The 13,734-nt window shown below is 49.0% G+C and carries 9 protein-coding genes; 7 read left to right on the forward strand and 2 right to left on the reverse strand.

From position 1 onward, the window contains the following. Window positions 1-452: PQQ-binding-like beta-propeller repeat protein (locus KGI06_05675; GenBank protein ID MDE1871698.1), on the reverse strand; the 452-nt coding region annotated here is incomplete at its 3' end. A gap of 273 nt (window positions 453-725) precedes the next feature. Between KGI06_05675 and KGI06_05680 the strand changes: the two genes are divergently transcribed. The 7 genes from KGI06_05680 to KGI06_05710 all read left to right on the forward strand — a co-directional run bounded on the left by KGI06_05680 (window position 726) and on the right by KGI06_05710 (window position 13,536). After that, window positions 726-6,032, forward strand: a complete 5,307-nt coding sequence (locus tag KGI06_05680) for a polysaccharide deacetylase family protein (GenBank protein MDE1871699.1) — start codon at window positions 726-728, stop codon at window positions 6,030-6,032. A gap of 158 nt (window positions 6,033-6,190) precedes the next feature. After that, entirely contained in the window at window positions 6,191-10,012 is a 3,822-nt protein-coding gene (locus KGI06_05685; GenBank protein ID MDE1871700.1) for a hypothetical protein, read from the forward strand. 21 nt (window positions 10,013-10,033) lie between these two features. Beyond that, complete coding sequence (locus KGI06_05690; protein MDE1871701.1) at window positions 10,034-10,429, forward strand: ASCH domain-containing protein; 396 nt, start codon at window positions 10,034-10,036, stop codon at window positions 10,427-10,429. A gap of 28 nt (window positions 10,430-10,457) precedes the next feature. Further along, window positions 10,458-11,210 (forward strand): YhfC family intramembrane metalloprotease, encoded by a 753-nt coding sequence (locus KGI06_05695; GenBank protein ID MDE1871702.1) that lies wholly within the window; start codon window positions 10,458-10,460, stop codon window positions 11,208-11,210. Between the two features lie 114 nt (window positions 11,211-11,324). Next, entirely contained in the window at window positions 11,325-12,302 is a 978-nt protein-coding gene (locus KGI06_05700; GenBank protein MDE1871703.1) for a hypothetical protein, read from the forward strand. Between the two features lie 134 nt (window positions 12,303-12,436). Continuing rightward, the gene (locus tag KGI06_05705) at window positions 12,437-13,201 is read left to right on the forward strand and encodes a M48 family metallopeptidase (GenBank protein MDE1871704.1); all 765 of its coding nucleotides are present in this window, start codon (window positions 12,437-12,439) and stop codon (window positions 13,199-13,201) included. A gap of 110 nt (window positions 13,202-13,311) precedes the next feature. After that, window positions 13,312-13,536 carry a hypothetical protein gene (locus KGI06_05710; GenBank protein MDE1871705.1) on the forward strand — a complete coding sequence of 75 codons (225 nt, stop codon included), beginning with the start codon at window positions 13,312-13,314 and terminating at the stop codon, window positions 13,534-13,536. Window positions 13,537-13,553: 17 nt separating this feature from the next. On the opposite strand, the gene KGI06_05715 is transcribed toward KGI06_05710, so the two are convergent. After that, window positions 13,554-13,734, reverse strand: a 181-nt coding sequence (locus KGI06_05715) for a hypothetical protein (protein MDE1871706.1), incomplete at its 5' end; no start/stop codon positions are given.

The raw sequence follows: 13,734 nt of genomic DNA on the forward strand, positions 1-13,734 counted from the left end.
GTATTAAGGGCAGTAACCCACGCTGTCGTGCCGTTTGACTGGTACAGCGCCGCAACACTTTCAGGCCCTAACGGCCCATATGCTACGTAGACCATGCCCCCTTCCAGCAATACCGTTGAGGAAATGCCCTCGCTGCTGCTGTCAAGGCTTGCCTTCCAGTTGACAGTGCCGTTAGCCATGCCTGCAGAGTATACGTTCCCGTTCCAGTCCGTGAAATAAACGTTCCCGTTAAGGACCATGGGCGTAGATGTTATGAAGGAATTGGTGTTTATTACCCATGCCTGGGTTATGTTTGCTATATTTGAGGAGTTTATCGTCGAGTTGGCTTGATACCTCGTATTGTTGTTGTTCAATATAAGAGATGTCCAGTCCCCACCTCTTACCTGCTGGGATACTGCAAAAGCTACGCATAAGGAGAAGGCAAGCGCAAGCAACAGCAATTTCTGTACCAAATGCGATACACCCCTGGATAATCTATTTAGATAAGCTTATAAGCTTTTCATCAAAATATATCATAAAAGTGGTAAATATTGTCATGGAGAACCTTTTGGTCCTTGCAGTCAATGATATCCTATTCAAACCGATCCTTATAAACAAGCCCTTTTAATACCTCTGCAAGGCATAGGAAAGAATATATATCTCCTCAACAAGAAAATATTCTGTATAATCTTTGTTTTTTGGCAAAAACTCAAGTTTATATGCAAAATGAGGTTAGCGGGGGTAAGATGCAGCATCGTAATTTGTTCATACTTAGTGCAATTAGCATAATCTTTGTATTGCTATTGATAGTGCCGAAGGCACAGCCTGTCACAGGCGGCGAATGGACATCATTGACATTTGACAACAACAATACAAGATACCAGGCCAATTCCACGATAAACAGCATGAATGTCGGTAGTCTTGTCCCTGCATGGAACATCACAACACATAATTCCATAACTTCTACGCCGCTTGTCCAGAACGGCAACGTATATTTTGATGACTGGGGCGGCTTTATATGGTCCGCAAACGTAGTTACAGGCAAAGTCAACTGGCGCAAATACATAGGTGCAGCAATATCATCCACTCCTGAACTGTACAACGGAACGCTTTACGTGACGTATGGTCCTGGCAGTGCTGCGGATTCTGGGGCAGTAGGGATAAATGTAGCTAAGAATGGGAACAAGACTACTGTTATTGCATTGAATGCCGCGACAGGCGAAACTTACTGGGCAAACACGCTTCAGACCAAAATGAATGCAATATGGTCATCCCCTATAATATACAAGGGTTTGGTTTACGTCGGTGTAGCTTCCTCAGGAGACGAGTCGCAAAGCACATGGAAAGGGGCAATTTTCGCCCTTAATGCCAGAACAGGAGTCGAAGCATGGAATACATCTGTTGCAGGACCAGACGGCGGTGCCGCAGTATGGAGCTCTGTAGTCGTTGATCCTGTGCTCAATGAAATATACTTCGGAACCGGAAATGCGTATTCATCGCCAGCAACAAAAGCATCAAATCCGGCCAACGACATAGCAGCAGCAAATGAATTGATTCTTAATCTTTCAGGGTCATTTTCCTGGATTTCAAGCCAAAATTCTCTCATAGTCTCTGTAACTGGAAATTCTGTAGGCACATATTCAACCTCTAACGTTGCACTTGCCGCACCTGGAAGCATTGAAACACAGACATTTACTGTAACGTCAAACGCTGCATTGCAGACGCTTACAACCACGACCGGGAATTTCTACAACATAACGCAAGTATCGTTGGACAGCCCTAATAACCATGGAGCAAACCCTTCCCTCAACGGAATTGTAATAGAAGAATATACCAGCTCATTTGCGCCTAATACCGTAAATTCAATAAACGCGACAACCACGCTGGAAAATTCGCTCTACAGCTATTCAATCGTATCATTGGATGCAACCAGCGGGCAAATCGTATGGTACAACCAAACCTGCACACTTGGACTTAGCGCGTGCGCCGACGCGGACTTCGGATCGACGCCCAACCTGTTCTCATTCACGAACAGCATAACCAGCATTACTTACAACGCGGTAGGCATCGGGGGAAAAGACAGCAATTATTATGTATTCAACAGGGAAAATGGCGTTCTTCTGGAAAAATTCACGAACATCGGAACTTCAGAATCTCAAAATTTCTCTGATGGTGGAATAATAGGAATTGCAGGAACTACCGGCACAAATAATCCCGAAATATTCGTTCCATCATTTTATTACCAATCAGGAACAGGAATATACGGTGGCATAATCCAAGCATTGAATACCTCAACTGGAAACAAAGATTGGAACTTTTCTACTACTGGAATTACTGATGGATCTGTTGCGGTTATTCCTGGTGCTATATTATTCGGAGATGCACACTTCACTTCTATTGGAAATGGAGATTTATACGCAATTTCAACATCTGGAGTCCAATTATTCCATAGTAAACTTCAAAATGGTATGGACTCTGGTGTATCTGTTGCTGAAGGACATGTTTTTGCAACAGGTTTCTTGAGTCCATCAAAAGCTTCATCAAATACTTTAGGTATTTACGCGTTTTCGTTGCCTCCTGTATTGACTATAAGCAACATAGTTGCAGATGGGGGGCAACCAATTACGCTAACGGCAAAAATTTCAAATTCGATTAAACCTGATGAATATTCGTTCTATTTTTTCAATGAAAACGGCATACAAACAAATCTTGTTTACGGGTCAAACGGCATCTGCAATGGCGCAAATGTCATAATAACGGCCCAAGCCGCCGAGTGCACGCTCGATCTTGGCATAGGCGGTTTTAGTCCCACATTCTACACATTCGGGGTCGGCGTAACGAGCGGCTCGAATACTTTCAATTCCATACCTGTGTCCGTAGCGGTATACGGAGATTCCAACAATACGAATTCCAATTCGCCAACATTGAAGATAGCGCCAACCTATGCTATGCCATCTACCGGCCAAAGCGAAACATTTAGCCTTAAGATAAGCGGAGGCGTAGGTCCTTTCAGCATAGCATTATACAACATGACGGGAAATGACCAGATGGGAAGCAATCTAATCGTGCAGTCTCCTGGAGGCTCTAACTCGATAACCTTTACCGTTGGTAAGTCAGGGTTATTCAGGTTTGATGCGATAGCAACGGATCTTGGCACAACGAACCCGTTCGTATTCAACTCAAGCAGGAGCGTCATAAGCGTAAATACCCTTGTGGCAAACGCGCCTATAGCAAACAGTACATTGATAAGCGATGGCCAAAAGGTGAACATAGCTGCGCAGCCAAGCGGCGGCTCTCCGCCCTACGGTTACCAGTGGTACAATAGCACTTCAAGCACAGCAGCATGGAACAATTGGAATTCTACAAGGGACGGCATACTTCTGGATAGCATGGAAAGCGGCTGGAGCGGCTTTAGCCCATCCTCTACGGAATATGCCGACTATGCGCAGGGCAACTATGTCGAAGGAAACGGCTCTGCTGCACTGGTTACTACAAACGGCAACGCCAAGATGATCAAGTACATACAGCCTACGGACTTGAGTAGCGCTACCAATTTCTATTTCTGGGTGCTGGTACCAAACTCCGTACTTGTTAAAAACGGCACCACGGGAATAGAGCTGGACTTTGCAAGGACCACAAACCTTAACAATCAGTTCCAGTGCTACTTTGACGGGGGCATGCTCAGGAACGGATGGAACCCTCTTGTCATAAACAAGAGCGACTGCATTAATGTCGTAAACAATGTGCCATCCAACGCACCAGCAAGCTGGGCTGGGATAAATGCAATAATGTTCCAGGTATACCCATCGATAAACGCGCCGGTCTTCCAAGTCAACTTCGACAACCTGAGGTACAACTACAACGGCGGCATATTCGGCAAGGCCGTGATAATGATAAACTTTGACGACGGATACAAGAACGTTTCAAGCACGGCATACCCAATACTCAAGGCATACAACCTCACGGCTACCGCATTCATACTTCCTGGGCTTCTCAACAACACTCCTCTGAACAGCAACAGCCCGACGTGCACAGGAAACGTGATAAGCAATACCGCAGAGGCTGGCTGCGAGGACTACATGACCGTGAATGATCTTAATATCCTGTACAACGGCGGGTGGGACATAGCAAGCCATACATGGGACCATTCAGGGGACCCGCAAGGGCTCCTCAACAATACAATCGGCCAGAACGTAATCTTCGAAATATTCAACAGCACCGCGTGGCTCAAGCAGAACGGCTTCACGCGCTCTGCGCGATTCTTCGCCTATCCTGACGGGGCATACAACGCGCTCATAATACAGGATGTCAAGAATGCGGGATACGTGCTGGCAAAGTACGGAAGCGGGGACTCTGTAAGGCAGCCGAACCTTTACGGTGGCGAGCCCTACAACCTTACATATACCGTAAAGGCTACTGACATTACCAACACTGTCCCTGTTAACACAATAGAATCCAAGATAAACGATGCGATAGCGCAGAAGGGCCTTCTGATAATAACATTCCACCAGGTATTCAGCAACAACGAGGCGGAAAGGAACGTATCTGCATACAACGAAACCCAATTCACGCAGGTCGTAAGTTACATAGCATCGCAGCAGAAGGGCGGAAACGTAATAGTAACGAACTTTAGCGACTATTATTCGATGCTCAACCATCCAATACAAAATTCAGGCGCAGCCTCGATTGCGGTATCGCCTGCATCAAACACGTACTATTACTATGGCGTAAACGATTCAACCAACGCAATATCATATTCACAAAAAATATTCATCACGGTAAACAGAACCCTCAGCATAACAAACTTCACCGCAAACAAGACCTCGGTAAATGTCGGCGAACCTGTCGGATTCAGGAACACCACAGTTGACGGAACCGGCAACAATATATTCAGCTATTCGATACTCACAGGCCCAACTGGAGGGAGCATGACCAGTACTGGCCCCAACGCATTTTCCTTCACATCTGCAGGGACATACGTTGTAAATCTTAGGGTTGTGGACCAGTCCGGTGAAACGGATAACGCAACTGCAACTATAGCTGTGGCAAGCTCGGCGACAACCACAATACCCAGCGGAGGCGGCGGAAGCACAGGCGGCGGAGCGGGTGGCGGCGGTGGCTCCTCAGTGCCTGTTGTAAGCTACTCAAACGGCTGCGCCATTATAACTAACGTCGCAGTGCCCAACAGCTTCAGCTTCACGCTTGACGGCAAGCAGGTTAAGGCAACCGACAACTTCATCGGCAGCAACTACACGAGCATAATAGTAGATGGGTCCACTTACGTGCTGAACCTTAACGGGCCTTCTACGATAAATGGCCTTGAATTCAACCTTACGAGGGTTTCATACCTTCCAATACAGCATACCGTGAGCTTTGCAGTATGCCAGCAAAGCGGCAAGGGCGTAAATCACCCCAATGCCACTACCAGCATAGCCATAAACATATCAACCAACCCTGTCAAGATAACCGTAGAGCCGAAAAACGCGACGCAGCTAATATCCGTAAGCAACACGATACCAAGCGTATCTCCTCCTGCTAACTTCACGCTTCTGTCAGCTATACTGCTGTCCGTGGGCAACCTCACGAACTCCACAACATTGGCAATCAGCATGAACTTCAAGTGCGGCCTGGCAGGGGTAAGTCCGTACGTGCTCAAGGACGGGACATGGAAAGCAATAACCCCATTCTCATACAGCAACGCAAGCGCTTCGTGTGCGGTTAAGTTCACGATACCTGCAAAGGATCCGGTGCTTGCCCTCATGCAGCGCACATCAACTCAGAACAGCATAGCCCCCCAACAGCAGCAGGTGCCCAAGCAGTCCAACGTAACTACACAGCCAAGCCCAACGGTAAATGCTCAGCGCGCATCCAATGCCTCAAATTACCTGTCACAGGCAAAGAGGGACATAATAGCCAGCGTACTCGTGATTGCAGGGCTAATGGCGCTGATAGGCGGAATACATGCGACGAAGCTCAGGAAGAAGATGAAGAAATACGCCTATAAGCGAAGGGTAAAGAGAAAGGGCTACAAGCACAAGGCAAAAGGCGCGTAACGCACCAAGCGCCTTGCAAGAGAGGAAGCGGTGCCGTTGCTGATCTTGGCCATGATAATGGCAGTAACGACGCATATGGTAATGCTTATATAGAGCAAAATTCCTAAATTCTAGTGTTATTGGTGCGTTAGGGTAAACATAGGAGCGAAGAAGATTTTATGCCAAACACATTGCCAGAACGTAATGCAAGGGAGCTGTTAGAGATAGTTGCCATACTGGTGGTGTTTGAATTCGCGCTTATAGCCGCAATATTCGTTTTCCAGGCTCCGATACGCAAGCCAATAGTGCAAACAATACCATCCAGCGTGCCGTACGAGTCCATGATCAACCTCGTGACGTGGACGCAGAGCAACGGCTATTCCGCGCTCCAATGGAACGCCATAACGGAACTGAGCATATTCCACGTATGGCCCAATGCCAACGGCAGCATAACATACGACGTAGGGGGAGCTCCGCTTGACTACAACGCGATAATTGCAACGGCGCATTCCCACAACGTCAAGGTGTTCCTGGCGTTCGGAGGAGACGGTGTAAGCCCTACAATAATAAACAACATACTCGCCAACTCCACCCTGAGGGCCATATTCATAAACAACCTTGTGACGGAGGTGCAGAACAGGGGTTACGACGGTTTGCACGTGGATTTCGAGGGGACGTTCAACAAGACCCAGTTCACAACTTTCGTGCAGCAGCTCTCAGCAGCCCTCTGGGCAAAAAATCCGAATGCGCTGATAGACGTTCAGGTAGCTGATTGGGAATCCTCCGATTTCAACATGCCGGCGCTTGAGCCATATGCAACGCACTTCAATCTCATGTTCAATCCGACTATCACGGACATGAACTCATGGGCAAACCAGCTGCAGAACCCCTACAAGATGGCCGCGGGTTATGACTTCCAGGACGATCCGGAGAACCCCACCATACTGCTTCCCAAGCTTGTGGCCGACAGGCAGGCAAACTACGGCATGTTCTTCTGGCAGGCTCAGACCGCAAACGCCTCTTACTACAGCGTCATAGAGCAGGCACTTGCAAGCTACAGTACCTCGACAACCACCCTGTCCACTAGCACCGCATCCACAACAGCATCAACCACAACGGCCTCGACAACCATAGCCTCGACCACTAAATCAACCACGTCAACTTCTACGCCTTCCACTGCAACAACAACCACCATACCCGCAGCAAAGTTCAGCATAGGGGAAAGCGTGCTCGTACTGTACCCGACAACGGTATGGAAGACGCCAACAAATGCAACGAGCATAGGCTCTGAGCCGATAGGCGCAATAGGCCAGATAATAGCAAATCCGCATTTCGACAACTACACAAAGCTCTGGTTCTACAATACATCCTTCCCCGGGATAACCGGGTGGGTGAAGGAAAAGCAATTCCAGCTTATTGCCACCACATCAACCGCATCGTCAACTACCACTGCAGCAACCACCACAACAGGCACAACTTCAGCATCTACCAGCACAGCCGGAACTACAGTACCAACTACCACACTGACATCAGCTTCAACGACAGCATCAACCGCATCAAGCACCGCCTCGACAAGCTCAACAACCTCTACAACCGTACCTACAAGCTCCAGCACCACTATAAGCACATCCATACCCACTACGACGTCAATAAGCGTCACATCGAGCGTTTCAACGACCACGGCCCCATCGACCACAGCATCTACAACAATCTCTACCACGAGGACTACAACGGCAACATCGACAAACCCCACAACCACACAATCGACAACAATCTCTACCACAAAGACGACAACAGCCCCTACAACATCAAAGTCCACGACATCCACCGCATCATCCACATCCTCTACTGCCACTTCTACCACAGCATCCTCCACAAGCCCGTCAACGACCAGCGTGCCCACAACCACAATCCCCTCAATATCAACATCAAACTCGATCGTTTCGGTCAACGGAATCGTTTCCAGCAATTCGCCGATCAACATAAACCTCAGGTCCGCGAATTCCATAATAAATATCACGTCTAATACGCAGGTAACAGCCAATGTCGTTATAGCCAACATAACCGGCAACGTGTTGAGCGGCGCATTACCTCAACTACCGAACAATGCCATACTCCTGGCATTAATGATAAACTACACAAAGACCTCAAACACGCCGCTTTACGCGAGCTTCAGTACTGCATATCCGTGCAATGTGCCCTCAAGTTCCATATACGTCGCACAGCTCTCCAACGGGGCATGGACACCGATACCGTACAACGCGAACCAGCCTGCCTGCTCGGTATCGTACAGCATAACGGAAGACCCGATAATAGGCATATTCGTGCAATCAAGCCCGGCAACGACATCAACGACCACTGCAGCAACCACGACGATTTCAAGCGGCGGATCTGGAGGAGGCGGTTCCGGCGGTGGCGGAGGCGGCTCGTCAAAGCCCGTCGTATCCAGCACCACCAACGGATACATAATATCGAACATGGGGCAGCTCGACACTGTCAAAGTTACCCTGAGGAACGAAACGGTAAGCATCATAGAGAATTACATCACGCCAACTTCTGCAGGGCTTACAATAAACGGGAATTCCTCATACGTCCTCAACGACAGCAACTTCTACAGGATATCCTCGATATCCAACTATACAACTTACATAAGGCTGCTGAACATCTCTTACATACCGATAAAGCAGACGATAACTGTTTACCTATATTACAATTATTCGGGAACCGTGGCGCCTTCAAATGTAACCCAACTAAATGTAAGCGTGTCGCTGCAGAACCTTACGGTTGTAAACGTCACTCCGGTATCTGATGCAAACGAGGTGAGCATTGAGAACCTGACCCTTGCAACTCCGATGCCCCCGAAACACTTTGTAAAGATATCATCATTTGGCGTAAACGTGGATTCTAGCACGATAAATTCCTTGACGGTAACCGTCGACTACCCGTGCGGAATCAATACCAAATCAATAACGCCATTCGAGCTGGAGAATTCTACATGGGTGAAAATAAACCCATTCTACGTTAATTCCACCGCATGCATCCTATGGTTCTACATGCCTAAGAACCAGACAGTCTCACTTATGCAGTTCGAGCCCTCACAGACTACGTCAGTCTCTACAACTACAATCAAGGCGGTGCCTGTAATAGCCGGGGCTTTCGGTCCGCCTAAGGCGCAGAGGGCATTCACGAACTACCTGTATGTAATAGCAGGCATAATGGTTGCGATTACGCTTGCCATGGTGGCCTTCGTCTATGCAAGGATTGCCAGCGGCCGCATAATGATAACGCGCCGCCACATACTTGCGATGTATCTTCTAGGATTGACCGCAGCTCTGCTTGCAGGCATATACGCATACACCGCGACAAGCCATTACGTAAACGTTCAAAAGCCCGTGCTGAACCAGATACCCAATGTGACATCCATTCCTGCCAACGCAACCTCTGCCAACCAGGTAGTAAGGTTCCGTGAATACGATCTTCCATTGGGCACGAAATGGTATGTGCAGGTAACTGGCGACAACGGCATTTATACCGGATCTGGCGTTTCCGATACGAGCCTCGGCCATCTCAACTACACTACCGGATACATAAACCTCACAGTCCCTGCAGGCATCTACTACTACACCATAAAGGAGATGCCAGGATACAACATGGTGGATTACCAGGTAAGGAACCAGGGATACGTCAACGTATCCGCTACAAGCGGCTCAAAGCTGCTGATCGGTATGTTCGTGCCGTGCACGCAGGGCTGCGCATATAGCAACCAGACGATCTCATTTGAGCAGCTGGGCCTTCCTGTTGGCACCCAATGGTCGATAAACGTGGACGGGGTTTCGCAGACGTCCAACACGCTGTTCATAAACTTCACAGAGCCTGTAGGCATACACTACTACTCCGTTAGTGGCATTCCAGGATACGGCACTTATCCAGTAAATGGGAACGCGGACCTTGTCTTCGGCAGCAACACCTACAGCGTCTTTGTAAGCTTCGCGAAGCAGTAATGATAACGAGCATGATTGCACATGAAATGCCTTTCCCTGATGCAGCCCTATGCCGAGCTTGTGGTAACCGGCAGGAAGACGATAGAGCTCAGGAGCTGGAACACGAAATTCAGGGGCAGGTTCATAGTCCACGCATCAAAGAAGACTGACATCGAGGCATGCAGGAATCTAGGCATCGACCCTTCATCTCTGGCCAATGGCGCAGCAATAGGCACCGCTTGCATATACGGGGTAAAGGAGTACAAGGACAGGAGGGGGTTCCTGTCGGATTCGGACAGGCACCTGGCCGATTACGGGAAATACCGCAAATCCAGGTACGGCTTCATGCTTGAGAAGGCCAGAAAATTCAGGAAGCCAATTAGGCTGAAGGGAATGCTCAACTTCTTCGATTTTGATTACGGCAAACGCAATAAATAGCTTGCCAGCACATATTCAACGGGATTGAATGGCCGTGAACATAGATCTCGCGTATCTCATGCAGCCGCTTGTGATCACAATAGCTTCCTTGCTGCTCGTCATATACTGCTATTACAAGAGGACCCTGACAAAATGGGTTTTCCTGTATTCCTTCATAGCATACTTCCTGGCGATAGCGGTTAAGGCCGTATTCCAGCACTTCACGATACCTCTTTTGGCATCTACCGGCAACCTCTACTACGAGGGCCTGTACTTCGGGCTCCAGACTGTCATACTGGAGATAGGCCTTGCGTACGTGTTCGCAAAATATGCCATATCAAAGAAGCAGATGTCCATGAAGAACGCCAGCGGGTACGGCATAGGCCTAGCATTCTGGGAGAACGGCGTGCTTCTCGGTATCATATCCATGCTAAACATACTGGTGATATATTCCACCATAGCTTCCGGGGGTCCGGCATCAGCCGCGCTCTACAACGGGCTGCTTCAGACGCAGCCCGGGCTGTTCCTGCCGGCTTCAAGGGCATTTGTCATCATTGCCCTTGGCACGCTTGAGCGTGCATCATCCTTCATCCTCCACTTCGCCTGGGGCTACATCGTGCTCCTTGCGGCATTCTACAGGAAAAGGATGTATCTTGCTGTTGCATTGCCTATGGGGCTCGTGGACTTCATAGTGGTATTCGTAAACGTGATAGGCACGGTAAAGTTCGAGCTGATACTCTTCGGGATAGCGATGGCGAGCCTTGCCATTGCGCTGTACATAGGGAGCAGGAAGGGCAGGTAAGCGTAACGCCGCTTGGATTTTTCCCTTGCCGGAGCTAAATTTAAATAGGTTCGCATCCAACTCTCAAAGATGAACAGGCACGCCGACCTAGTAATGGCAGCGGTTCTGCTTATTTTGGTAATCAGCATACTGCTCAACATGCCTGCAAAGGGGCCCTTGGCAAGGGCAAACAACCCCGCATTCATGCCTGGCAACTCATCCATCACAATCAACATAACCCAGTCGGGCAACGGCTATTACGTGTCAAACATAACTTCCATAAGCCCATTCATTGTAACGCTCAACGGCTCGGCTTTCAGGGGGTACGTAAGCTACATAACCCTTGGCTCCACCGGATTGGTGCTCAACGGCTCGGTATACGCATTGCATGCCGGAAGCCCGGTGCTGGTATACTCGCGACCCGGTATTGACTTCTATGCGGAGCTGGTGAATGCATCATACTACTCCAAGCCCTCCACAGTCGGCATACTGTTCTACACAGCGCCGTCATATACGAGGCCCATATTAAACCGCACATACACGTTTTCAGGGGTCTCATCCGCAGTGATAAACGTAAGCGGCACCAACTCCTCAATAATCCTGAGATCTGCGAAAAGCGGATCCGCAATAATCGTAATAACAAACCTCACCAACTCGGTAGAGACTGCGCCTGCAAATTACACCGCGCTGCTCATACTTAGGATAAACGTAACATCCTCAGCCAACGTCACCGAATCTGTCAGCTTCAGGTACCCGTGCGGCATACTCCCCGGCGCTGTCGTGCCGTACAAGCTCGAGAGCAACGGCACATGGAGCAAAATAGCATACACCTCTAATTCAACAGGATGCAGCATAGGGCTGGATGTGCCCCCGGATCCCGTAATAGGGATGTTCGAGAGGAGCAACTACCTGCCAACTACATCGTCCATATCATCAACCATCCTGCCTACAACCTCGGTAATATCCGCGCCGACAACAATAGGGCAGTCATCGCTTTCGGAAACAAGGGACGTGGAGGCCACCTCGGTAGTCGTGATAGTCATCATAGTCGCTGTGATTGCGTATTATGCATCGGCCGCAAGGAGGAAGCCTGACGGGCAGAAGGAGAAATGATACTATTCCTGCCGCTTGCCACCGGCAACGCATAAATATTTTCCATCGGAATCAATATCACGATCGATTGGGTTGGTTCTATAGTAGATTATATCGGGTTTCCGCCTGTCAGGATAGGGAACGTTGAGTTCGGCGTGGACGTAATAAGGACCAGGAACAGGAACGCCTATGCAAGGGTGAGGAACGGCTCCGTAATCATAAGCCTGCCGCATTCCCTGAAGGGCGGCAAAGCAGACGAGATTGCGCTCAACCTGTACAAAAGGCTGCAGAGGGACATGCTGAAAAAGCCCGAAAAGTACATGCACCAGGGGAAAAAGGAAGAGATACTCTTCAGCAATGGGGAGGCCTTGAGCATACTCGGCAGGGATTTCAGGTTCGTGGTATCATCATCTGACGCAAGCAATGCGAGGGGCCGCATTGTCGGGAGCGATGTCATAATAAAAATCCCCGCGTCGATGGACCAATCCCAAAAGGAAAAAGCGATAGCAAGCATCGGGAGGCGCCTCATATCAAGGGAAATATCCGGAAAGGTGGAGGAGCGGCTCAATGCCATCAATGCCGCGTATTTCGGCAGCGCGATAAGCACGGTAAGGCTCACGAACGCGTCTACGAAATGGGGCTCATGCTCCACGTCAAGGAGGTTCGATGGTGCGAAGATACTGATAAACTTCAAGCTCCTGTTCATGCCTGAGGAATGCCTTGACTACGTGATAGTGCATGAGCTCGCGCATACCAAGATCCACAACCACTCGAGGGAATTCTGGGAAATAATCGGGCGCGTAATTCCCGACTACAAGGAGCGGAGGAGGGTTCTCAGGGATCACGCCTATACTATCAAAGGGCCTTACACCGGGCCGAATGCCGCAGCGCAGGAATCAGGATACCCGAATCCTGCATAATAATGCATTATACTTCCGCTAAGGCGTGTTTTGGGATTCATTTAAATACGTTTCATCTGCATATTGAATCGCCCGGCGTAACCGACCTTTCCCGGGACTAAGGTGGATAAATGAATATTGACAGCAAGAGGACGCGGCTATCCGACGAGCACGTCGAATTCGCCAAGGATCTGCGCAACCTTGTAATATCCCTTACCCCTGTGTCCAATGTGATAAGCGTATCCGCATTCTTCCACAAATGGGTGCTTAAGAAGAGGGGCGTCCATAAGGTCGTGGGCAAGATCAAGAAATACAGGAGGAAGCAGTTGCTCAAGTCAAGGGCAAGGAGGGCCTGACCCAATCCCTCCAGATGCTATGCTATTTCAGGGAAATCGGTTTCCTGTGCGGCTCTGTAGAATTCCTCTAATCTAAGTCCGAACCAAAGAGTTTTACGTCTCTGGTTCGGTTGGTCATAGACCATTATGACCAGTAATAGTAGAGAATCGAAGTATAAAGTATTTACAGAAATTGGATTCAGGGAATCCAAACGTGTC

The organism is Candidatus Micrarchaeota archaeon, from assembly GCA_028866575.1.
In the GTDB taxonomy this organism is placed as follows: Archaea; Micrarchaeota; Micrarchaeia; order Micrarchaeales; family Micrarchaeaceae; genus UBA12276.

Bases quoted from the DNA above. Each gene is read 5' to 3' on its own strand.
- KGI06_05710 (MDE1871705.1), top strand. From the start codon at position 13,312: ATGAATATTGACAGCAAGAGGACGCGGCTATCCGACGAGCACGTCGAA.
- KGI06_05685 (MDE1871700.1), top strand. From the start codon at position 6,191: ATGCCAAACACATTGCCAGAACGTAATGCAAGGGAGCTGTTAGAGATA.
- KGI06_05690 (MDE1871701.1), top strand. From the start codon at position 10,034: ATGAAATGCCTTTCCCTGATGCAGCCCTATGCCGAGCTTGTGGTAACC.
- KGI06_05695 (MDE1871702.1), top strand. From the start codon at position 10,458: ATGGCCGTGAACATAGATCTCGCGTATCTCATGCAGCCGCTTGTGATC.
- KGI06_05680 (MDE1871699.1), top strand. From the start codon at position 726: ATGCAGCATCGTAATTTGTTCATACTTAGTGCAATTAGCATAATCTTT.